Below are 23,115 nucleotides of genomic sequence, written 5' to 3'. Positions count from 1 at the left end.
CGCGCGCCAGTTGTTAAGTCATTGCTGCCCACAGGGGCATTCCACGAGTTCAATGAGGCACCGCATGGCCTTTGACAAACCCGCCGTCGAAGACGGTGATATCGCTATCATCGGCATGGCCGCCCAGTTGCCGGGGGCCGCGGGGATCGCCGAATACTGGGACAACCTGTGCCGGGGCGTCGAGGCGATCCGCCGCATCCCCGAGGCCGAGTTGATCGCGCGGGGCGAGTCGCGGGCGCGGCTGGCGGACCCGAACTACGTCCCCTCGGCCGCCGTGCTGGAGCAGTTCGACGAGTTCGACGCCGAGTTCTTCGGGCTTTCGCCCAAGGAAGCGGCGATCATGGACCCGCAGCACCGCAAGTTCCTGGAAACCTGCTGGCACGCGCTGGAGGATGCGGCGCATCCGCCCGAGCGTTTCGCCGGCAATATCGGCGTCTGGGCCGGCTGCGGCATGGGCAGCTATTACTACTGGAACGTCTGCTCGAACCGCGACCTGGTCGATGGCGTGGGCCATTTCCTGCTGCGCCATACCGGCAACGACAAGGATTTCCTGTCCACCCGCGTCAGCCATGTCTTCGACCTCAAGGGGCCCAGCATCAGCGTGCAGACCGCCTGTTCCAGTTCGCTGGTGGCGATCCACATGGCCTGCCAGTCGCTCAACTCGGGCGAATGCGACATGGCGCTGGCCGGCGGCGTGACCATCGAGCTGCCGCATGGCCTTGGCTATCTCTACAAGGAAAACGAGATCCTGTCGCCCGACGGCCATTGCCATGCCTTCGACCATCGCGCGCAGGGGACCGTCTTCGGCAGCGGCGCGGCGGTGGTGACGCTGCGCCGGCTGCGCGACGCGCTGGCCGATGGCGACCATATCTGGGCGGTCATCAAGGGCTCGGCCATCAACAACGACGGCGCGGCCAAGGCCGGCTACCTGGCCCCCAGCGTCGAGGGCCAGGCGCAGGCGGTGGCCGAGGCGCTGGTCATGGCCGGGGTTTCCTCGGACAGCATCGGCTATGTCGAATGCCACGGCACCGGCACCGCGCTGGGCGACCCGATCGAGGTCGCGGCGCTGAACCAGGCCTATGCGCGGGTTTCGGACGGCACGCGGCAGGGGCCGTGCCGCATCGGCTCGGTCAAGACCAATATCGGCCATCTCGACACCGCCGCCGGCAGCGCCGGGCTGATCAAGTCGGCCCTGGCGGTGCATCACGGGCAGATCCCGGCCAGCCTGGGCTACGAGGCGCCGAACCCCGCCATCGATTTCGAGGGCGGGCCGTTCCAGGTCAACGACCGGCTGTCGGACTGGCCGGTGCCGGGGCCGCGCCGCGCCGGGGTGAACTCGCTGGGTGTCGGCGGCACCAATGCGCATGTGATCGTGCAAGAGCCGCCCTTGGCCGAGGCGTCGGGGGAATCCGACTGGCCGTTCCACATCATCGCCGTCTCGGGCCGCAGCAAGGCGGCGCTGGACGCCAATTCGGCCGCGCTGGCGGGCTGGCTGGCGGCCAACTCGGCCGTGGACATGGCCGACCTGTCCTTTACCCTGACCCAAGGGCGGCGGCAGTTCGACCGCCGGCGCGTGCTGGTCGCGCATGATGCGGCCGAGGCGGCGCGGCTTCTGGCCGATCCCGACCCGCTGCTGGTCTTCGACCACCAGCAAGCCGGCGACCCGGCCGAGGCGGTGTTCATGCTGCCCGGCGGCGGTGCGCAATATGCCGGCATGGCGCGCGGGCTTTACGAAACCGAGCCGGTGTTCCGCGAATGGATGGACCGCGGCCTCGACCACATGGTGGCCGCGCATGGCGCCGACCTGCGCGCGCTGTGGCTGCCCGAGCCGGGGGCCGAGGCCGAGGCCGAGGCGGACCGGCGGCTCCTGCAGCCCTCGCTGCAACTGCCGCTGCTGATGATCACCGAATATGCGCTGGCGCAGCTGTGGATCAGCTGGGGCGTGACCCCCGCCGCGCTGATCGGCCATTCCATGGGCGAGAATACCGCCGCCTGCATTGCCGGGGTCATGTCCTTCGAGGATTGCATCGGCCTGGTGCGCCTGCGCGGCCTGCTGTTCGACCGGGTGCCGGCGGGCGGCATGCTGTCGGTGCCGCTGGCCCCCGAGGATTTCGCGGCCGAGCTGGCCGAGCTGGGGCTGGACCTGGCGGCGGTGAACGGGCCGGGCCTGTCGGTGGTCTCGGGTCCCGATGCCGCGCTGGACCGCTTTGCCGCGCGCATGGCAGCGCGCGAGGTGGAATGCCAGCGCATCGCCATCTCCATCGCCGCGCATTCGCGGCTGCTCGACGGGATCCTGGCCGAATTCCGCGCCTATCTCGCCTCGATCCCGCTGAATGCGCCGCAGATCCCGATCATCTCGAACCGCTCGGGCCAGCCCTTGACCGCGGCCGAGGCGACCAGCCCCGACTATTGGGTCGCACATCTGCGCGGCACGGTGCGCTTTGCCGATGGCATCGCCCATCTGGCGCAGGTGCCGGGGCGGGTGTTCGTCGAGGTCGGGCCGGGCCGCGCCATGCAGGCCATGGCCAAGGCGCATCCGGCGGTCGCCGCCAACCAGGTGATTTCCACGCTGCGCCACCGCGACCATGCGACCAGCGACGACAGCTATTTCATGGGCGCCCTGGCGCGGTTCTGGGCCTGCGGCGGGCAGATCGACTGGGACCAGGTCTGGGGCGGCGCGCGGCGCCGGCGCCTGTCGCTGCCGGGCTATGCCTTCCAGCGCAAGCGCTATTTCATCGAACGCGCCACCCATGCCGCGGCCGAGGCGGCCTCGGAACTGGCCCGGATCGACGCGCCCGCCGATTGGGGCTGGCGTCCGGCGTGGAAACTCGCCTCGCCGAATATCGAGATCGGGCTGCAGGGGCCGGTGGCGCAGGGCGCGCGGACCTGGCTGGTCTTTGCCGACGAGCTGGGCCTTGCCGCGCGCCTGACCGAGGCGCTGCGCGCCCGCGGCCAGCGCGTCGCCGTGGTCGAGGTGGGCGATACCTTCGCCGACAAGACGGTTGCGGGCGGCGACGGCCGTTTCCTGCTGCCGGTCGAATCCGATCGCGAGGGCTATGAGATGCTGCTGGCCGCGCTGGCCGGGCAGGACATGGTGCCCGACCGCATCCTGCACCTGTGGTCGGTGACGCAGGGGGCTAAGTTCCGCCCCGGCTCCAGCCTGCTCAACAGCCAGCTGGAGCGCGGTTTCTTCGGCCTGCTGCACCTGGCCCAGGCCATCGGCGCCGAGCTGCCGGATGCAAAGCTGGACCTGATCGCCATCTGCAACGACGCGCTGCGCGTCGCGGACGAACCCGCCCCGGTGCCGGAAAAGGCCACCGCCGCCGGGCCGATCCGCGTCATGCCGCATGAGATGCCGAATATCCGCGCCCGCCTGGTGGACATCCGCCTGCCGGCGAAGGGCCTGGACGCGCTGGCCGCCAACCTGCTGGAAGAGGCGCTGGCCCCCTCGGGCGCTGCCGTCGCCGCATGGCGCGACGGGCGGCGGTTCGAACAAAGCCTGGAGCGGGTGGCGCTGGAGGATGACGGCATGGCCGCCATCCCGCAGGGCGCGGCCTGCCTGATCACCGGCGGCTTCGGCGGCATCGGCCAGGCCATCGCGCGCGAACTGGCGCAGCGCGGCGGCGCGAAACTGGCGCTGACCACGCGCGGCCGCGTGGATTCGCCCGCCGTCATGGCCTCGGTCCGGCAACTGGAATCGCTGGGCGCCGAGGTGCTGGCGATCCGCGCCGACGTGACCAGCCCCGAGGACATGGCCCGCGCCGTGGCCGAGACGCGGGCGCGCTTCGGCAGCCTGGACGTGGTGCTGCACGCCGCGGGCGTGATCCGCGACAGCCTGATCGCGGCCAAGACCGACGACGAGGCCTGGGACGTGCTGGCGCCGAAGCTGCTGGGCACCCGCGCGCTGATCGAGGCGCTGGCGGACAATCCCGCGAAGCTGACGGTGCTGTTCTCCTCGACCTCCTCGGCGATCGCGCCGGCGGGGCAGGCGGATTACGTCGCCGCCAACGAATACCTGAACGCGGTGGCGCGCTCGGCACCGCAGGCGCTGGGCCGGGTTGTCGCGGTCAACTGGGGCGTCTGGGCCGATGCCGGCATGGCGGCGCGGGCGATGGGGCTGGACACGGCCTCGGCCGTGGCGGTGCCGCAAGGGCGGCCGCTGCTGGACGAAAGCCTGCCCATGCCGGGCGGGCGCGAGTTCCGCACCGCGCTGAAGATGCAGGACTGGATCATCGGCGGCCACAAGACCGCCCAGGGCCAGGCGCTGATGCCCGGCACCGGCTGGATCGAACTGGTGGCCGAGGCGGCGCTGGAATGCGGGCTGAGCCTGCCGCTGGCGATCCGCGACCTGGAATTCCGCCGCCCGGTGCTGGTTTCCGACACCGCGCTGGTCAGCACCCGCGTTTCGCCCGAGGGCGATGCCATGCGCATCGATATCCTGGACGATCCGCAGGGCGAGCCGAATGTCTCGGCCCTGGTCGCGGGCTTGCAGGAACCGGCGCCCGAGCCGCTGGCCGGCGGCGGGCCATGGGACCGGGACGGGCAGGGCGCGGCGCTGCCTTCGGCGCAGGAAGGCCGGATGGCGTTCGGCCCGCGCTGGCAGGTGCTGCGCCGCTTCCGCGTCACCGGCGACGAGGGCGTGGCGGAGCTGTCGCTTGCGCCCGAATACGCCGCCGAGGCCGGGGAATGGCTGGCGCATCCGGCGCTGATGGACATCGCGACCGGCTGGGCCATGCAGCTGATCAAGGGCTGGACGCCCGAGAACCTGTGGGTGCCGATGGGCTATGGCGCGATCCGGCTTTACGCGCCCTTGCCGGCGCAGGTGGTCAGCCGCATCCGCAATGCGGGCGAAAACACCGATGCGCAGGGCATGGCGCAATTCGACATCACCCTGGCCGCGCTGGACGGCACGGTCGTCGCCGAGATCCGCGGCTTTGCCCTGCGCAAGCTGGCGGCGGCCATCGCCGCCACGCCCGCGCGCAGCCAGCCGCCGCGCAGCCTGTCCCCGGCCGAGCGCCGCTTGCAGCACAACATCAGCCAGGGCATCCCGGCCGCCATCGGGCCTGCGATGCTGAGCCGGGCGATCTCGACCGGGCTTTCTCAGGTCTATGTCTCGTCGCTGGACCTGCCGGCTCTGATCGCCGAGGCGGGGGTGGTCGAGGATGCCGCGCCCGCCGAGGGCGGGTTCGAGCGTCCCGACCTCGACAGCGATTTCGTCGCCCCGGCGCCGGGCATCCAGGCGGAACTGGCGGCGATCTGGTCCGGGCTGCTGGGCATTGCCCAGGTCGGCGCGGCGGACAGCTTCTTCGACCTGGGCGGGCATTCGCTGATCGCGGTGCGCATGTTCGGGCAGCTGCGCAAGGCGTTCGGCGTCGACCTGCCGATCTCGACCCTGTTCGAGGCGCCGACCATCGCGCAGCTGGCCGCGCTGGTCGAGGAACGCACCGGCCCGCGCGAGCTGGTCTCGCCCGACAACGTGCGCGAATTGCCGGTCGCGGCCCGGCCGCGGTTCCGTTTCCTGGTCGACATGGGCGGGCGGGGCGAGGGCACGCCCTTCTTCATGGTCGCCGGCATGTTCGGCAATATCATGAACCTGCGCCAGCTGGCGCAGCGGCTGGGGCCGGATCGCCGCTTCTGGGGCATCCAGGCGCGCGGCCTGCTGGGCGACGACAAGCCGCATGAGGATTTCGCCGAGGCCGCCCGCGACTATATCGCGGAACTGCGCCAGGTGCAGCCGACCGGCCCCTATCTGATCGGCGGCTTCTCGGGCGGCGGGCTGACCGCCTATGAGATGGCGCGGCAGTTGCGCGCGGCGGGCGAGGAGGTGGCGATGCTGGTCATGCTCGACACGCCCCTGCCGCTGCGCGAGCCGGTCGGCCGCAAGGACCGGCTGATGATCCGCCTGGGCGAATTGTGCGAGGGGGGCGCGGGCTTCGTCTGGAAATGGCTGCGCGACCGCGTCGCCTATGAATTCCAGCGCCGCAGCAAGGCCAAGGCGGTCGAGGCCGAGGTCGGCGCCGAGGCGACCGGCGCCTTCCACGACCTGGCCATCGAGGCGGCCTTCCTGGCGGCGCTGCCCCGGATGCGGCTTTCGGTCTGGGACGGGCCGGTGGCGATGTTCCGCCCGCCGCTCGACAAGCGCTGGAAGGTGACGGGCGGGCGCTGGATCAATTCCGGCCGCGACTATGTGGTCGAGGACAACGGCTGGACGCCCTGGATGCCCGACCTGCGGGTGATCGAGGTGCCGGGCGACCACGATTCCATGGTGCTGGAGCCGAACGTGCGCCGCCTTGCCTCGGTCCTGCGCGAGATCCTGCGCGATGCCGATGCGGACGCCCCGGCAAGGATCAAGGCGGCAGAGTGACCATGGACCCCGATGCAGCCCCGCCCAGCGTTCATGTCATCGTGCTGAACTGGCGCACGCCAGAGATGTCCTTGCAGGCCGCCGAGGCCGCATTGCGCGAAATGCAGGGCATCGACGGCGGGTTGATCATCGTGGACAACGATTCCGGGGACGGTTCGTTTGAACGGATGCAGGCGGGCGTGCAGGCGCGCGGCTGGCCTTCGGATCGCGTCGCGGTGGTGCAATCGGGCTGGAACGGCGGCTTTGGCGCCGGCAACAACCATGGCATCCGCCAGGGCCTGCCGGACGGGCGCCGCGCCGACCTGGTCTATCTGCTCAATTCGGACGCCATCCCGCAGCCCGGCGCGATCCGGGCGCTGGTCGATTACCTGGGCGTGCATCCGCGGGTCGGGATCGCCTGCTCGCGGCTGCGCGGCACCGACGACATGCCGCACAGCACCGCCTTTCGCTTTCCCTCGGCCTTGGGCGAGTTCGAATCGATGAGCCGCACCGGGCCGATCTCGCGCCTGCTCAGCCGCAAGGTTGTCTCGCTGCCCCAGCCCCAGGTCTCGGGACGGGTGGACTGGTCGGCGGGGGCCTCGATGATGATCCGCATGGCGGTGCTGGACCGCATCGGGCTCTTCGACGAGGGGTTCTTTCTCTACTACGAGGAAACCGACCTGTGCCGCCGCGCGGCGCGGGCGGGCTGGCAGACGCATTACGTCGTCGAAAGCCTGGTGCTGCATATCGGATCGGTCAGCACCGGCATGAAGGAATGGAAGCGCGCGCCGGATTACTGGTACGATTCGCGGCGGCGCTATTTCGAGAAACATCATGGGCGGCTGGGTGCGCTTTGGGCCACGGTCGCCCATCTGGGGGGCGCGGGGGTGTTCCGCCTGCGCTGCCTTATGTCGGGGCGCAAGCCGGATGGGCCGCCGGGCCATCTGGCGCAGCTGACGCGCCACGCCTTTCGCCCGCAACCAAAGCCCGTTCATGTTGAAAAGGGTAAGCCATGACGCAATTTTCCGCGATTCTGGTGGGTAACGAATCCTTGCTGCGCCACGCGGCCGAAACGCTGCTGGCGCGCGGGCATCGCATCAATGCCGTGGTGACGCGCAATCCCGACCTGCGCGACTGGGCGCAGGGCGCCGGGCTGGCGGTCGAGGACCAGGACGCGCCGCTGCCCGCCGATGCGCCCGCGGCCGACTGGCTGTTCAGCGTCGCCAACCTGTCGATCCTGCGCCCCGAGATGCTGGCGCGCGGCCGGTTGGGCGCGATCAACTTCCACGACGGGCCGCTGCCGCGGCTGGCGGGGCTGAACGCCCCGGTCTGGGCGATCATCGGTGCCGAGCCGCAGCACGGCGTCACCTGGCACATGATCGAGGGCGGCGTGGACGAGGGCGACATCCTGACCCAGCGCCTGTTCGAGATCCGCGAGGACGACACCGCGCTGACGCTGAACGCGCGCTGCTTTGCCCGCGGGGCCGAAAGCTTTGCCGATGTGGTCGCGCAGCTCGAGGGCGCCGGCCCGCAGCGGCAGCGCCAGGATCTGTCGCAGCGGACCTATGTCGGCCGCGACAAGCGCCCCGAGGCGGCGGCGGTGCTGGACTTCACGGCTGCCGCGGCGCGCATTGGCGCCTTGGTGCGCGGCCTTGACCATGGCGGCTACTGGAACCCGCTGGCCATGCCCAAGGTCCGGCTGGCCGACCGCGTGCTGCTGGTCGCGGGTTTCGAGGGCATCGAGCCCGCCGTGGCCCCGCCCGGCACGGTGCTGTCCCATGACGGCGCCTCGGCGCTGATCGCGGCGGCGGACGCGGCGGTGCGGCTGCGCTTTGCCGGCGACTTGCCCCCGGTGGGCACGGTGATCCCGCCGCTTTCCAGCGAGGAGGCCGCGCGGCTGACCGACCTGGCCGGGCAGGCGGCGAAGCATGACGGCTTCTGGCGGGCGCGGCTGGCGCGGATGAACCCGGCGGTGCTGCCGGGCGAGGGCTCCGGTTCCAGCCAGCGCGTGCAGCTGATGCCCGGCGCGGGGCCCGAGCGGATCGCGCTGGCCGCCTCGCTGATGGCGCGGCTGGCGGGGCAGGCCGCCTTCGACCTGGCGCTGCGGCCCGCGGCCCAGCCCGAGGCGGCCGGGATCGTCGCCGACTGGCAGCCCCTGGCGGTCGAGGCGCCGGGCGAGCGCACGCTGGCCGATCTGGGACAGGCGCTGGCCGGGCAGATCGCCGAACAGGCCAGGCGCGGCTTCTTCATGGCCGACCTGCTGCACCGCGCGCCCGAACTGCGCGACATGGCCACGCCGGACCTGGCGATCAGCCTGGATGCCCGCGGCCCGGTCCGGGATGCGGCGCTGTGCGTGACCCTGACCGAAACCGGCGCCTGGCTGGACCATGATCCGGCCCGCGTCACGCCCGCGCAGGCGCAGCGGCTGGCCCGCGCGCTGGACGGCGGCCTGGCGCTGCCCGGCTCCACCACGCTGCGCGACATCCCCCTGATGGACGCGGATGAGCGCGAGGCGCTGCTGGTCGCCCGCAACGCCACCCAGGCCGAGGTGCGGCTGGCCTGCATCCACGGGCTGATCGCCGAGACGGCCGCGGCCGACCCGGATGCCGTGGCGCTGGCCTTCGAGGATCGCACCCTGACCCGCGGCCAGCTTGACCGCGCCGCGAATGCGCTGGCGGCGAAGCTGGTGGCGATGGGCGTGGGCCCGGACCAGCCGGTCGGGCTGTTCGCCCGCCGCTCGCCCGAGCTGGTGATCGGTGCGCTGGCGATCTGGAAGGCGGGCGGCGCCTATGTGCCCCTGGACCCGGACTATCCCGCCGACCGCATCGAGCTTTACATCCAGGACAGCGGGGCCGGGGTGGTGCTGGTGCAGGACGGGCTGGCCGACCGGCTGCCGGCGCATGGCGCGCAGGTGGTGGGCATCCCGACCGACCTGCCGCATGGGCTGGTGGCGGCGCCGGTCAGCGCCGTCGGGCCGCAGAACCTGGCCTATCTGATCTATACCTCGGGCTCGACCGGCCGGCCCAAGGGGGTGATGGTCGAGCATCGCAACGTCGCCAATTTCTTCGCCGGCATGGACGCGGTGATCCCGCACCGGCCGGGCGATGCCTGGCTGGCAGTCACGAGCCTGTCCTTCGACATCTCGGTGCTGGAGATCTTCTGGTCGCTGGCGCGCGGCCTTCGGCTGGTGATCGCGGGCGAGGAATCGCGGCTGGCGGTGTCCTCGGTCCCCGCCCAGCCGCGGCGCGAGGTTTCGGGCGGCATGGATTTCAGCCTGTTCTATTGGGGCAACGACGACGGGCCGGGGCCGAAGAAATACCAGCTGCTGCTGGAGGGCGCGCGCTTTGCCGACCAGAACGGTTTCGTCGCGGTCTATACGCCGGAACGGCATTTCCACGCCTTCGGCGGTCCCTATCCGAACCCGGCGGTTTCGGGCGCGGCGGTGGCGGCGGTGACGAAGAACATCTCGGTGCGCGCCGGCAGCTGCGTGCTGCCGCTGCACCACCCGGCCCGCGTGGCCGAGGAATGGGCGGTGATCGACAACCTGACCTCGGGGCGGGCGGGGCTGGCCATCGCCTCGGGCTGGCAGCCGGACGATTTCGTGCTGCGCCCGGAAAACGCGCCGCCGAACAACAAGGCGGCGCTGGCCCAGGGCGTCGAGCAGTTGCGCCGGCTGTGGCGCGGCGAGGCGGTCGAGTTCCCGCGCAAGGACGGCAGCATGTTCGGCGTGGTGACGCAGCCGCGCCCAGTGCAAAGGGAACTGCCGCTGTGGTTGACCGTTGCCGGCAACCCGGAAACCTGGATCGAGGCCGGGCGGCTGGGCATGAACGTGCTGACCCACCTGCTGGGGCAAAGCATCGACACGGTGGAAAGCCGCATCAAGGATTACCACGCCGCGCTGCGCGAGGCCGGCCATGATCCGGCGCGCTTCACCGTCACGCTGATGCTGCATACCTGCCTGGCCGAGGATCGCGAGACCGCGCGCGAGATCGCCCGCGAGCCGATGAAGAACTACCTGAAGAGCGCCGCGGCGCTGGTCAAGCAATATGCCTGGGACTTCCCGGCCTTCCGTCGCCCGGCTGGCATGACCAACCCGATGGCCATCGACCTCGGCTCGCTCTCCGAGGAAGAGCTGGACGGCATCCTGGAATTCGCCTTCCTGCGCTATTTCGAGGATTCGGGCCTGTTCGGTTCCCTCGAGGACGGGATCGCGCGGGTCGAGCAGCTGAAGGCCATCGGCGTGGGCGAGATCGCCTGCCTGATCGACTATGGCATCGCGCCCGAGCAGGTGATGGCCGGCTTTCCGCTGCTGGCGCGGCTGCGGGCCGAGGTGAACCCGCATGGCGCCGAACCCGAAGAGGGCGATTTCTCGATCGCGGCGCAGATCCGGCGCTGGAAGGTGACGCATCTGCAATGCACGCCCAGCATGGCGCGCATCCTGGTTTCGGACCCGCAGGTGGCGGCGGCCATGGCCGGGCTGACATGCGTGATGGTGGGCGGCGAGGCGCTGTCGCCCTCGCTGCTGGCCGAGATCAAGGCGGCGACGCGGGCGCGGGTGCTGAACATGTATGGCCCGACCGAGACGACGATCTGGTCCACGGTGGCCGACCTGAGCGACGGCGGCGCGGTGACGCTGGGCGGGCCGATCGCCAATACCCAGGTCTATGTGCTGGACGGCGACGGCGTGCCGGTGCCCCCCGGCGCTCAGGGCGAGCTGTGGATCGGCGGTCATGGCGTGACCCGCGGCTATTGGCGGCGCGAGGATCTGACCGCCGCGGCCTTTCGCCCCGATCCCTTCGTGCCGGCGGATCGCGCCGCGCCTTGGGGCGCGCGCATCTATCGCACCGGCGACCTGGTGCGCTGGCGCGAGGATGGCGGGCTGGACTATATCGGCCGGGCCGACCACCAGGTGAAGCTGCGCGGCTTCCGCATCGAGCTGGGCGAGATCGAGGCGCAGTTGGCCAGCCTGCCCGGCGTGCGCGAGGCGGTGGCGCTGGTGCGCGAGGACGTGCCCGGCGACAAGCGGCTGGTGGCCTATGTCACCGGCGCGGCCGAACTGTGCGAAAAGGCGCTGCGCGAGGCTCTGCTTGCGCATTTGCCGGCGCATATGGTGCCGGGGCGGATCCTGCGGCTTGAGAAGATGCCGCTGACGCCGAACCGCAAGATCGACCGCAAGCATCTGCCGGTGCCGGGGGCCGTCGCACAGGCTCCGGCGGGGGCGGCGCCGGCGGCGGCCATCGAGGCCGCCACCGCCGCTGCGGCTGTCGCCGCAAGCGCCGCCCCGACCGAGGATCTGGCGCAGGCGGTGCAGGCGCTGTGGTCCGAGGTGCTGGGCGTCGAGCAGATCGGCCCGCGCGACAATTTCTTTGCGCTCGGCGGGCATTCGCTGCTGGCGATCCAGCTGCACCGGACCATGCGCGACCGGCTGGCGCTGCCGCGGCTGGGGGTGACGGACATCTTCCGCTTCCCGGTCATGGCGGATTTCCTGAAGCATGTCGCTTCGCTGGCGCCGCTCGGCACGGTCGCCGCCCCGGTGGCGCCCGCACCCGCGCCGGCGCCGGCAGCGGTGGTGCCCGAGCCTGTGCTGGCGGCCGAGGATGCCATGGCCCGGCGCCGGGCGCTGCGGGCGCAGTTGCGCGGCGGGCGGTGAGCGGGACCGCCGCGCTCGACGCGCTGGCCCGGCGCCTGCTGCCTGCGGGCTACGGCTGCGCGGTCCTGCCGCTGGCGGTCGAGCCCGCGCCGCTTTTGCCCCAGGAGGCCGAGGCCATCGCCCGCGCCGTTCCCAAGCGGCGGCGCGAGTTCGCCCTGGGCCGCATGGCGCTGCGGGCGGCGATCCGCGAGGCGGGGCACGACCTGCCCGCCGGCCGGCCGATCGCGGCGCGGCCGGATCGCCAGCCGGACTTGCCGCCGGGCCTGCGCGCCAGCCTGTCGCATAGCGGCGATTACTGCATCGCCATCGCCGCCCCGCCGGGCGGGGCCAGCGTGGGCGTCGATCTGGAACCCTGCAACCGCTCCGTCCCGCAGGGCCTGGCCGAGACGGTCATGCCCTTTCGCCTGCAGGGCGCCGGGGATGCCCTGCTGGCCTTTTGCGCCAAGGAGGCGATGTTCAAGGCGCAATATCCGCTGACCGGCCAAATGCTGGATTTCCGCGCGGTGCCGGCGGTGGTCGGACCCCGGCGATTCCGCGCCTGTATGGGCGAGCGGCTGATCGGCGGGCGCTGGGGGCAGGCGGCGGGCTGCTGGCTGGCGCTCAGCCTGTGGCGCGGCTGAACAGCGCTGCCAGCCGCCGGGCGGATTCGCGGATGTCGTGGCGTTCCATGACGCGGGCGCGGGCGCGGGCGCCCATGGCTGCCAGGGCGTTGGGCGCAGCCTCGGCGGCTTGCAGCATCGTATCGGCCAGCGCCGCGGCGTCGCCGGCGGGGACGAGCCAGCCTTCCAGGCCCGGACGGACCAGCTCGGGGATGCCGGCGATATAGGTGGCGATCACCGGGCGGGCGCAGGCCATGGCCTCCATGATGACCACCGGCAGGCCCTCGGCGAAGCTGGGCGTGACCAGGGCATGGGCGGCATCCATGGCGGCGCGCACGCCGGCCTCGTCCTGCCAGCCGAGCAGGCGGACCGCCTTGCCCATGCTCTCGGCGGCGATCAGGGATTCGACCTGCGGGCGCAGCTCGCCGTCGCCGACCAGCGACAGGCGCAAGGCGGGGTTGCGGCGCCAGGCCAGGGCGAAGGCGCGGATCAGCAGGCCGAAGCCCTTCTGCTCGGCAAAGCGGCCGACGGCGACCATGTGGAAGGGGCCTGCCGGCAGGGTCTGCGGTTCGGCCCAGCGGGCCAGGTCCAGGCCGCAATGCACGACATGGACCTTGTCCCAGTCGCCGGGCGCGGCCCAGCGGCAAAGCTGCGAGCGGCCATAGCTGCTGACGGCAACGCAGAACTCGGCCAGCGCCAGCTTGCCGCCCAGGTCCAGCGCCTGGGGATTGTCGAATTCCTCGGGGCCGTGGACGGTGAAGCTGAAGCGCGGACCGCCCAGCAGGCGCGCATAGGCGGCGACCCTGGCCGAATTGGTGCCGAAATGCGCGTGAACATGCGCAAGCCCCAGCGCCCGTGCCCGGCCTGCCACCCGCGCGCCCTCGGCCAGGTAGATCAGCTGCCGGGCAAGGCTGCCTTCGCCGGCCCGCGCCCGGCGCCGCGCCAGCCGCAGGGCGGCGGCGAATTGCGCGGGGCTTGCCGCGCCGCGTCCGGCCAGATCGGCCAGAAGCCGCGCGGCCCCGGCCTCCAGCACCCGCTCGGTGCGGGCATGTTCGGCAAGGTCGGCGGGATCGCTGAGCGCGCCGCCGTCGCCGCGCATGGCGAATCGGTGGATTTCGAGCCCCTCGTTCTCAAGCGCCGCGATTTCCCGCCGGATGAAGCTGTGCGAGGGGCGAGGGTAGGTATTGATCAAATAACCGATTCGCAAGCTGACGGTCCCTAATCCATGAAGAAAAGCCCTTGCGCCCCGTTATCGCCCCGAGATTTCGGCTGGTTGGCGCCTATTTTTGCTGAACAATGGGCGGATATGCCGTATTACCGCAAGACGCACCAAAGTTTGTCTAGCGATTTCCGGTTTCTTTGGCACTATTGTTCTGAGGATTTGTACATTTGAGGAGAAAGCCTCTGACTGGCATCCTGACCCTTGGTGTCGCAATTGCCTTGGCCAGCGCGCTGATCGGGTTTGCTGCCTTCGATCTGTCGTTCTGGGCCGCGCTGCTGATCTATATCGTCAGCGGGACGGCCGCCACCCTTTTCGTCGCCTGGCGGCGTTTCCGGTGTATCGAGCGGCACGAGATGCAGGCCGAAATAGGGGCCGGACGCGGCCGCACCATTCAGTAGCCGGTGCAGCGCAGCACCACGCCCACGGTCTTGGCGATGATGGCGACATCGCCGCTGAAGCTCAGATCGGCTGCATAGCGCGCGTCGAAGGTCGCGCGGGCGGCGAAGGTGCTGTCGTTGCGATCCGAGATCTGCCACAGCCCGGTGACGCCCGGCCGCAGGTGATAGTAATCCGCCCCCGGATAAAGCGGGGCCTGTTCGATCATCATCGGCCGCGGGCCGACGATGCTCATGTCGCCGCGCAGCACGTTCCACAGCTGCGGCAGTTCGTCCAGCGAGGTCTTGCGCAGGAAGCGGCCGGTCGAGGTGATGCGCGGATCGTTCTTCAGCTTCTGCGTCAGATCCCATTCCGCCCTGGCCTCGGGATTGGCGGCCAGGTGTTCCTCCAGCCGCCGGTCGGCATCCTCGACCATGGTGCGCAGCTTCCACAGCCGGAAGCTGCGGCCGGAACGGCCGACCCGCAGCTGGGTGTAGAAGGGCTTCTCGCCGTGCCACAGGATGACGAGCGCCAGGATCAGCACCACCGGCACGATGATCGGCACCGCCAGAAGGACGGCGGTGATGTCCAGCGGACGCTTGATAAAGCGGGAGTAAAGGGATCGGGCGCCCAGGGGCTGATTGGTGTTTCCTTTTGCGACCGTTTGCAGGACCGAGTCGATTGTCTCGATATCGAAATCCGTGGTGTGCCGCATTTGAAAACCCGCCCTCATCACTACCCTCGCAGTATAGCCGGGCATTTGAATAAAACTAGAACGAATTTGGACACTGACGAAAAGTATAGGTTCATTTGAAAACAATGCTTTACAGCAGGTTCTCGGCCGGGAGGAACCGCCTTTACCTAGGGTAAACATATTAGGTGAAACCCGAGAGTTTTGCTGGTCGTGCGGCGTATTGGTTGTCGCAGCGTTATATTGGCAACTGTCGGTTGAATTGGGTGGAATTCGCGATGCCGGGATGCGATGCTGGGCAAAAGCATTTCACAATCGAGGGTTGTCGATATGGCGGGTGTCCTGCAATTTTTAATTGAAAGCGTCTCGGCTTTCTACATCGGCCACAGCCTGATGGGCACGACGGTGCCCGGCATGATGCAGGGCCTGCTGGAAGAGCCGGTGGAAATGCAGATCCTCAACGGCGCCCCGCTGGAATGGCAGTGGAAGGAGGCGCATCACGCGCAAGGGGTGAACGGGCGCAAATGGCTGCCCGGCCATGCCGTCGAGGCGCTGGTCATCACCGAGCGCGTGCCGCTGGCCCCGGCGATGGAATACCACGACAGCCTTGGCTATGCCGCGAAATGGGTGGAACTGGCGCGGCAGTCGAACCCCAGGGTCAAGCCCTATCTCTACCAGACCTGGGATTACATCGAGCCGGGCTCGACCAGGGCTTGGCGCGACCGCATCATGGCGGATCTGCCGCAGTGGCAGGCGATCGCCGACCATGTGAACCGCGACCTGCCCGAGGGGGCCGAGCCGATGCGGCTGGTCCCGGTGGGGCTGGGCATGGTGCGGCTGCATGACGCCGCCGAAGCGGGCAAGGTTCCCGGCGCGACCTCGATCCGCGACTTTTTCCTCGACGACATCCACCCGACCGAGAAGGGCGGGTGCTATTACATAGCCATGATCAATTACGCGACCCTGACCGGCAAAAGCCCGGTCGGGCTGACCAACCGGATCCCAGGCGGCGGCGGCCCCTATCCCCAGGTGCCCCAGGAGCAGGCGGCCGTGCTGCAGGAGCTTGCCTGGCAGGTGGTGCAGGAATTCGGCGCCGATTAGCGGCCGCGCGCCCATTCCTGGCTGTTGCGGCCCAGCCGCACCGCCAGCGCGACGGCGGCATAGGCGGCAAAGCCCGGCGGATCGGCGGCGGCAAGGCGGGCGAGTTCCGCCCTGCCGGGGCGGACATGGCCCTGTCGCGGGGGCAGGTCGGGGAACAGCCGGGCGATCTCGGCCACGCCCGCGTCCTGGCGCCGCCGGACCCGGACCAGCGGCCCGAACCCCTCGACCAGCGGCCATTCATAGGGCTCGTCCACCAGGAAACGCTCGTCCTGCGCGAATTGCAGCCGGGCGAAGGTGTCGTCCGAGATGACCTGCGGAAAGGCCCCCCAGCGCGCGCGCCCGGCCTCGTTGACCGCGAAAAGCCCGGCGCCGGTGACGCCCTGGGCCACGAAGGGCAGTTTCTGCCAGAACCGGGCATAGGCGCGCGACACCGCGCTGCGGGCGGGCGCCACCACCAGCCGCCCGCCGGCATAGCGCGGCCGGGGCACGTCCAGCACCCGCATGATCCCCGACAGAAGCCGCGGTCCCATGCGAATGTCGGCGTCCAGATACAGCCGCACGCCCGGCCCGGCGCAGGCGTCGCCGTGGTTCAGCGCGCCGATCTTGCCGCCCTGCGCCAGTTCCTCGACCCGCAGCCGCCAGCCGCGCGCGGCAAAGGCCGGCGCATGGGCGCGGGCGCGGGCGGCGGTGTCGTCGTGGCAACCGTTGGCGACCAGGACCAGCGCGACCGGGCCGGCATGGTCCTGGGCCAGCACATGGTCGAGGCAGGCGTCGATATAGCCGGCCTCGTCATGCGCGGGCAGGATGATGGTGCAGGGCGTCATCGGGCCGGCACCGGGCCTTTGGACGGGCCGCCGCCGAATCGAGCGGCAGGGCAATCGGCGGCTGAGAATCGCGCGCCGGCGCCGGTCGCCGGCCGGAACGGGGGGAAACGGCACCGCGACACCGGGAAATGCGGGGCATTGTCGGGATCGGGCCGGTTTTGGGTTGTCGCGTTCATGGCGCCGACGCTACCATGCCGCTGCCGGGAAAGTCACCGGCAGGCCGCCGCCCCCGTGGGCGGCGCCGTTTCACCAGAGGCAGAGGGGCAACAGGTTTGACGCCCGCGACAGGGAACGACCCGGACAGGACGCCGGTTGGACAGGCTGCGCCCGATGCGGCGCAGGGCCATGTCTCGAGCAAGTTCATCCGGCGCGAGGCGGCCTTGGCCGCCATGGACGCGAAACATGCCAAGATCAGCGCGCAGCGTTTCTCGCTGCTGCGCACCCGCATCCTGCGCGAGATGCGCAGCCGCGGCTGGAGCAGGCTTGCCGTGGTGCCGGTGACGCCGGGCGCGGGCGGCACCTTCGTCGCGGTGAACCTGGCCCTGGCGCTGGCCCGCCAGCCGCATACGCAGGTGACGCTGATCGACCTGGACCTGGGCAAGCCCAGCGTGGCCGGCCAGCTGGGCATCCCGGGCTGCACGGCGGTCTCGGCCGCGCTGCGCGAGGGCGGCGGCGGCCTGGGCGCGCTGGTCTCGCGCGTGGACGAGGCGCCGAACCTGTCGGTCCTGGCCCCCGACCGGGCCGAGCCGGACGCGGCCGAGCTATTGCAGGACGAGGCGCTGGCCCAGGCCATGCGGCAGCTGCACGACAGCCACCCCGCCCGGATCGCGGTCATCGACACCGCCGCCCTTTTGGGCGAGGATGCGGCGCTGGCCGCCCTGCCGCTGGCCGATGCGCTGCTGCTGGTCGCCGACGGGCGCAGCGGCACCGCCTCGGACATGGCGGAATGCGAAAGGCTGCTGGTCGGCATGCCGCCGGTGATGGGCGTGGTCCTGAACAAGTCGGAAGACTGAACAACGAAAGACAGGGTTCAAGATTTGGGACCGATTCAATCCTTGCAGGATCTGATCTCGATGCTCTGGCGGCGGCTGCCGCTGGTGCTGACGATCGTGGTCCTGGGCGTGCTGACCTCGTTCTACATGATCGTTTCCTCGCCCCGCGTCTATGAGGCGTCGGCGGTGATCCAGCTGGACATGCCGGCCGCCATCGACCAGGGCACCGACAGCTCGCTGCCCGCCTCGCGCCGGGTGCAGCTGATCGAACAGCGCCTGATGGCGCGCGCCAACCTGCGCGAGGTGATCGAGCGGCTGGGGCTTTTCGCCGACACCCCGCTGAGCGAGTCGGAAAAGCTGGTGGCGCTGCGCAGCTCGACCCGGATCGAAAGCATCGCCGCCCCCGGCGTTTCGGTCGATTCCCGCATGTCCCTGGCCGCCATCGTCATCACCGCCCAGGCCGAGACGCCGGCGACCGCGGCCGCCATCGCCAACGACTTCGCCAACAGCGTCGTCAACCGCGACCGCGAGAATCGCCAGGTGCGCATCCTGGAGGCGCAGGAATACCTGCGCAGCGAGGAACGCCGCCTGAACGAGCAGCTTTCCGAACAGGAACGCAAGCTGGTCGAGTTCAGCGCCCGCAACGAGGATGCGCTGCCCAGCTCGCAGGAGTTCCTGCAAACCCAGCTTGCCCAGCTGACCGAGACCGAGACGGCGCTGGACCGCGACATCATGACCCTGCAGCGCGAACGGCTGTCGCTGGAGGCGGGGGGGCTTGCGGCCGAGATGCGGCCCCCGGCCTCGCTGGTGCAGCAGATCCGCACCGCCGAGATCGAACTGGCGCAGGCGCGCCGGACGCTGGCGCCCGACCATCCCGAGATCCGGCGGCTGGAAGAGAACCTGAAGCTGCTGAACAGCGGCACCGGCAGCGGCGGGCCCGACGTGATCCGCCGCCAGACCGAGCTGATCCAGGCCCAGCTGACCAAGCTGAACGAGCAGAAGGCCGGGATCGCGCTGCGCCGCACCGAGATCGGCCGCGCCCGCGCCCGCGCCCCCGAAGTCAGCCGCGAGCTTGAGGCGATGACACGCCAGCAGCGCCGCCTGCAGGACCGCTACAACGAGATCTCGCGCCAGCTGGCCCAGGTCGAAACCCAGCAGATGCTGATGGAAAACGACCAGACCGAGCGTTTCGTGATGCTGGAGCGCGCCCTGCCGCCGGAATATCCCGCCATGTCGAACCGCAAGAAGAGCGCGGTGATGGGGGCGGGGGTCAGCGTCGGGCTGGCGCTGGTCGCGGCCTTTGCGCTGGAGCTGCTGAATCCGGTGCTGCGGCGCAGCGAGCAATTCGCCCGCGCCACCGGCACCCGGCCGGTGATCTCGCTGCCCTATCGCCAGACGGCGGCCGACCTGCGCCGGCGCCGGCTGCGCAACCTCTACATGGTCGTGGTTCTGGTGCTGGGCGTGCTGGTCGCCCTGTGGATGATCGGCAAGGTTCCCGGCCTGCCCTCGCCCGGCGTCGTGCCGATGCCGACCGACGGGATGGGCTGATGAGCGGGCAGGAGGGCGGAAGCGAGGCCGCCGCCGCCGCGCCGGGTCGCAGCTTTGCCTCGCGGGCCCTGGGCAGCGGCGCATGGTCCATGGCCAATTTCGGCCTGGGCCAGATCATGCGGCTCGGCTCGAACCTGATCCTGACCCGCATCCTCAGCCCCGACGATTTCGGCCTGATGGCGCTGGTGACAAGCTTCCTGATCGGGCTGACCATGTTCAGCGACATGGGATTCGGCCCCTCGATCATGCAAAGCAAGCGCGGGGACGAGCCGGATTTCCTCGACACGATCTGGACGCTCAAGATCATCCGCGGCTTCATGATCTTCGGCGCGGCCATGGTCATGGCCTGGCCGCTGGCGCTGTTCTACGACGCGCCGCTGTTCGGCTGGGTGTTCCCGGCGGCGGCCTGCTCGATGATCGTGGGCGGCTTCCTTCCCACCCGGATCGACACCGCCGCGCGCCACCTGCAACTGGGCCGGCTGACGGTGATCGAGCTTGGCAACCAGCTGATCGGCATCCTGCTGACCATCGCCGCGGCGCTGGTCCTGCAATCGGTCTGGGCGCTGGTCTGGGGCAATGTGCTGGGCGCCCTGGTCCAGCTGCTGATGTTCCGGCTGTTCCTGCCCGGACACCGCAACCGGCTGCGGATGGAGCCCGAGGCCCGCGCCGAGGTGATGAAATTCGGCAAGTGGATCTTTTTCAGCACCATCTGCGGCTTCTTGCTGTTCCAGGGCGACCGGATCATCCTGGGCCGGGTGCTGACGCTGAACCAGCTGGGCATCTACAATATCGGCCTGTTCCTGGCGACGGTGCCGGCCATGCTGGGATCCTCCATTGCCGGGCGGCTGTTCATCCCGATGTATCGCCAGCACCCGCCGGCCGAAAGCGCCGAGAACACCCGCATCCTGGCCCGCACCCGCGCCGGGCTGACGGCCTTGCTGCTGGCAGTGGCGGTGATTCTGGCCTGGGCCGGGCCGCCGCTGGTCGAGCTGCTCTATGACCCGCGCTATGCCGCGGCGGGTGGCATCCTGGTCGCCATCGCCTGCATCCAGATGCTGCAGGTCATTCCGCTGAGCTATGAATCCGCGGCGCTGGCGGCGGGGGATTCGCGCGGCTTCTTCGTCGTGCAATCCACCCGCGCGGCGATCTATTCCGCGCTGGTCGCCGGGGGCGCGGTGCTTTACGGCCTGCCGGGGCTGCTGATCGGGCAGGCGCTGGCGCAGGTGCTGTGCTATCCGGCGACGGTCTGGCTGGCGCGGCGGCATGGCTGCTGGGATCCGCGCCACGACCTGGTCGCCGCCACGCTTGCCATCGTCGCGGCGGCGACGGCGCTGAACGGCCATCGCGACGCGGTGCTGGCCGCCATGATACCCTGAGCCGCGCCGCCGGGCATTTTACCCCTTCCGGTTCCGCTTGGGCTGGCGCTATTGCTGCCGGAACGTCACGAGGAGGAGGCACCGGATGAGCGACGACAACACCCCGCGCAAGTCCCGCATCACGCGGGAAGAGGCTCTGGCCTATCACCTGGAACCCCGTCCGGGCAAATACGACATCGTGGCCTCGACCCCGATGGCGACGCAGCGCGACCTGTCGCTGGCCTATTCCCCCGGCGTGGCGGTCCCGGTCGAGGCCATCGCCGAACGGCCCGAGACCGCCTATGACTATACCGTCAAGGGCAATATGGTCGCGGTGATCTCGAACGGCACGGCGATCCTGGGGCTGGGGAACCTGGGTGCGCTGGCCTCGAAGCCGGTGATGGAGGGCAAGGCGGTGCTGTTCAAGCGCTTTGCCGACGTGAACGCCATCGACATCGAGCTGGACACCGAAGACCCCGAGGCGATCATCGATGCGGTCCGGCTGATGGGCCCGACCTTCGGCGGCATCAACCTCGAGGACATCAAGGCGCCGGAATGCTTCATCATCGAGCAGCGGCTGAAAGAGGTCATGGACATTCCGGTCTTCCATGACGACCAGCACGGCACGGCGGTGATCTGCGCGGCGGGGCTGATCAACGCGCTGGAGCTGTCGGGCAAGCGGATCGAGGATGTGCGCATCGTGCTGAACGGCGCCGGCGCCGCCGGCATCGCCTGCCTGGAGCTGCTGAAATCCATGGGCGCGCGGCATGAAAACTGCATCATGTGCGACACCAAGGGCGTGATCTGGCAGGGTCGCACCGAGGGCATGAACCAGTGGAAATCCGCCCATGCCGTCGTGACCGAGGCCCGCACGCTGGAAGAGGCGATGAAGGGCGCCGACGTGTTCCTGGGCGTCTCGGCCAAGGGCGCGGTGACGCAGGAGATGGTGCGGGGCATGGCCGAGAACCCGGTCATCTTCGCCATGGCCAACCCGGACCCCGAGATCACCCCGGAAGAGGCCCATGCCGTCCGCCCCGACGCCATCGTCGCCACCGGCCGCTCGGACTATCCGAACCAGGTCAACAACGTCCTGGGCTTTCCCTATCTGTTCCGCGGCGCGCTGGACATCCATGCCCGCGCCATCAATGACGAGATGAAGATCGCCTGCGCCCGCGCGCTGGCGGAACTGGCGCGCGAGGACGTGCCGGACGAGGTTGCTGTGGCTTACGGCCGCAAGCTGCAATTCGGCCGCGACTACATCATCCCGACGCCCTTCGACCCGCGGCTGATCCATGTCGTGCCGCCGGCGGTGGCGCGCGCGGGGATGGATACCGGCGTCGCCCGCCGCCCGATCATCGACATGGAGGGCTATGTCCAGTCGCTCAAGGCGCGCATGGACCCGACCGCGGCCATCCTGCAAGGCATCCATGCCCGCGCCCGCCAGGCCCAGGCCCGGATGATCTTTGCCGAGGGGGACGACCTGCGCGTGCTGCGCGCCGCCGTGGCCTGGCAGCGCGGCGGCATGGGCCAGGCCATCGTCGTCGGGCGCGAAAGCGACGTGCGCGAAAAGCTGGAGGCGGCGGGCCTGGGCGAAGCCGCGCGCGAGGTCGCCGTGGTCAATGCCGGCAATTCCCGCCACCTGGAGCAATATCACGAGACGCTCTATGCCCGCCTGCAGCGCAAGGGCTATGACCGCGAGGATGCGGTCAAGCTGGCCAATCGCGACCGCCATGTCTTTGCCTCGCTGATGCTGGCGCATGGCCATGGCGACGGTCTGGTGACGGGGGCCACGCGCAAGAACGCGCATGTGCTGGCCCAGATCGGCACGGTTTTCGACGTGACCCCGGCCGACGGCGCCGTGGGCATCACCGCGGTCCTGCACAATGGCCGCGTCATCCTGATGGGCGACACGCTGGTCCATGAATGGCCCGAGGCCGAGGATCTGGCCGACATCGCCACCCGCGGCGCCCATGTCGCGCGCGGGCTGGGGCTGGAGCCGCGGGTGGCCTTCCTGTCGTTTTCCAACTTCGGCTATCCGATCAGCGAGCGGGCGGTGAAGATGGCCCATGCGACCGAGGTGCTGGACGCGCGCCGCGTCGATTTCGAATATGAGGGCGAGATGACCGTGGACGTGGCGCTGAACCCGTCGCAGGCGGCGAAATACCCGTTCTCGCGGCTCAAGGGGCCGGCCAACGTGCTGGTGGTGCCGGCGCGGCACTCGGCCTCGATCTCGGTCAAGCTGCTGCAGGAAATGGCGGGGGCGACGGTGATCGGCCCGATCCTGACCGGCGTGCCGCTGCCGATCCAGATCTGTTCGACCGGCTCGACGGTGAACGACATCCTGAACATGGCCGCCATCGCCGCGGGCCGGCTGGGGCAGGTGAAATAACCCGCCCGGCTAAACGAAAGGCGCCC

General features: G+C 70.1%; 13 protein-coding genes. 10 read left to right on the top strand and 3 right to left on the bottom strand.

Translation table 11 applies throughout. The annotated features are described in order from the left end of the window. Positions 1-64: 64 nt before the first annotated feature. Genes E3U25_RS16355 through E3U25_RS16340 form a run of 4 tightly spaced genes read left to right on the top strand, consistent with a single transcriptional unit; the run spans position 65 to position 12,613 of the window. A complete protein-coding gene (locus E3U25_RS16355; protein ID WP_116222166.1) occupies positions 65-6,364 on the top strand; it encodes a type I polyketide synthase in 6,300 nt (2,099 codons plus the stop codon). A 2-nt stretch (positions 6,365-6,366) separates the two neighbouring features. Beyond that, complete coding sequence (locus E3U25_RS16350) at positions 6,367-7,359, top strand: glycosyltransferase family 2 protein (protein ID WP_116222167.1); 993 nt, start codon at positions 6,367-6,369, stop codon at positions 7,357-7,359. Continuing rightward, complete coding sequence (locus tag E3U25_RS16345; RefSeq protein WP_116222168.1) at positions 7,356-11,993, top strand: MupA/Atu3671 family FMN-dependent luciferase-like monooxygenase; 4,638 nt, start codon at positions 7,356-7,358, stop codon at positions 11,991-11,993. Before E3U25_RS16350 ends, E3U25_RS16345 begins: the two co-directional genes overlap by 4 nt. Next, positions 11,990-12,613, top strand: coding sequence for a 4'-phosphopantetheinyl transferase family protein (locus E3U25_RS16340; RefSeq protein WP_116222169.1), 624 nt, complete (start codon positions 11,990-11,992; stop codon positions 12,611-12,613). Before E3U25_RS16345 ends, E3U25_RS16340 begins: the two co-directional genes overlap by 4 nt. Here the strand turns inward: E3U25_RS16340 and E3U25_RS16335 are convergent. Beyond that, positions 12,594-13,799, bottom strand: a complete 1,206-nt coding sequence (locus tag E3U25_RS16335) for a glycosyltransferase (protein WP_116222170.1) — start codon at positions 13,797-13,799, stop codon at positions 12,594-12,596. The genes E3U25_RS16340 and E3U25_RS16335 overlap by 20 nt on opposite strands. 233 nt (positions 13,800-14,032) lie before the next feature. Here E3U25_RS16335 and E3U25_RS16330 point away from each other — a divergent pair, with 233 nt between their 5' ends. Beyond that, entirely contained in the window at positions 14,033-14,212 is a 180-nt protein-coding gene (locus tag E3U25_RS16330; RefSeq protein WP_240540192.1) for a hypothetical protein, read from the top strand. On the opposite strand, the gene E3U25_RS16325 is transcribed toward E3U25_RS16330, so the two are convergent. Then, positions 14,206-14,904 (bottom strand): sugar transferase, encoded by a 699-nt coding sequence (locus tag E3U25_RS16325; RefSeq protein WP_116222171.1) that lies wholly within the window; start codon positions 14,902-14,904, stop codon positions 14,206-14,208. The two genes, E3U25_RS16330 and E3U25_RS16325, sit on opposite strands and share 7 nt — an antisense overlap. Positions 14,905-15,210: 306 nt before the next feature. Between E3U25_RS16325 and E3U25_RS16320 the strand changes: the two genes are divergently transcribed. After that, complete coding sequence (locus E3U25_RS16320) at positions 15,211-15,981, top strand: hypothetical protein (protein ID WP_116222172.1); 771 nt, start codon at positions 15,211-15,213, stop codon at positions 15,979-15,981. Here E3U25_RS16320 and E3U25_RS16315 read toward each other — a convergent pair. Next, on the bottom strand, positions 15,978-16,805 hold the full coding sequence (locus E3U25_RS16315; RefSeq protein ID WP_116222173.1) for a glycosyltransferase: 828 nt from the start codon (positions 16,803-16,805) through the stop codon (positions 15,978-15,980). The genes E3U25_RS16320 and E3U25_RS16315 overlap by 4 nt on opposite strands. A gap of 272 nt (positions 16,806-17,077) precedes the next feature. Here E3U25_RS16315 and E3U25_RS16310 point away from each other — a divergent pair, with 272 nt between their 5' ends. The 4 genes from E3U25_RS16310 to E3U25_RS16295 all read left to right on the top strand — a co-directional run bounded on the left by E3U25_RS16310 (position 17,078) and on the right by E3U25_RS16295 (position 23,089). Further along, positions 17,078-17,818 (top strand): P-loop NTPase family protein, encoded by a 741-nt coding sequence (locus E3U25_RS16310; protein WP_036760114.1) that lies wholly within the window; start codon positions 17,078-17,080, stop codon positions 17,816-17,818. A 24-nt stretch (positions 17,819-17,842) separates the two neighbouring features. After that, a complete protein-coding gene (locus E3U25_RS16305) occupies positions 17,843-19,345 on the top strand; it encodes a GumC family protein (RefSeq protein ID WP_244295193.1) in 1,503 nt (500 codons plus the stop codon). Next, a complete protein-coding gene (locus E3U25_RS16300; RefSeq protein ID WP_036760118.1) occupies positions 19,345-20,721 on the top strand; it encodes an oligosaccharide flippase family protein in 1,377 nt (458 codons plus the stop codon). The genes E3U25_RS16305 and E3U25_RS16300 overlap by 1 nt, the downstream gene beginning before the upstream one ends. Positions 20,722-20,806: 85 nt before the next feature. Then, positions 20,807-23,089 (top strand): NADP-dependent malic enzyme, encoded by a 2,283-nt coding sequence (locus tag E3U25_RS16295; RefSeq protein WP_036760120.1) that lies wholly within the window; start codon positions 20,807-20,809, stop codon positions 23,087-23,089. Positions 23,090-23,115 lie beyond the last annotated feature (26 nt).

It is taken from the genome of Paracoccus versutus, from assembly GCF_029909795.1.
In the GTDB taxonomy this organism is placed as follows: Bacteria; Pseudomonadota; Alphaproteobacteria; order Rhodobacterales; family Rhodobacteraceae; genus Paracoccus; species Paracoccus versutus.
Note: the sequence above shows the minus strand (reverse complement) of the source record. Positions and strands in the feature narration are given on the sequence as shown.

Excerpts from the sequence above, each read along its gene's own strand:
- E3U25_RS16315 (WP_116222173.1), bottom strand. The coding sequence starts at position 16,805 with ATGACGCCCTGCACCATCATCCTGCCCGCGCATGACGAGGCCGGCTAT.
- E3U25_RS16325 (WP_116222171.1), bottom strand. The coding sequence starts at position 14,904 with ATGCGGCACACCACGGATTTCGATATCGAGACAATCGACTCGGTCCTG.
- E3U25_RS16350 (WP_116222167.1), top strand. The coding sequence starts at position 6,367 with ATGGACCCCGATGCAGCCCCGCCCAGCGTTCATGTCATCGTGCTGAAC.
- E3U25_RS16295 (WP_036760120.1), top strand. The coding sequence starts at position 20,807 with ATGAGCGACGACAACACCCCGCGCAAGTCCCGCATCACGCGGGAAGAG.
- E3U25_RS16320 (WP_116222172.1), top strand. The coding sequence starts at position 15,211 with ATGGCGGGTGTCCTGCAATTTTTAATTGAAAGCGTCTCGGCTTTCTAC.
- E3U25_RS16300 (WP_036760118.1), top strand. The coding sequence starts at position 19,345 with ATGAGCGGGCAGGAGGGCGGAAGCGAGGCCGCCGCCGCCGCGCCGGGT.
- E3U25_RS16345 (WP_116222168.1), top strand. The coding sequence starts at position 7,356 with ATGACGCAATTTTCCGCGATTCTGGTGGGTAACGAATCCTTGCTGCGC.
- E3U25_RS16355 (WP_116222166.1), top strand. The coding sequence starts at position 65 with ATGGCCTTTGACAAACCCGCCGTCGAAGACGGTGATATCGCTATCATC.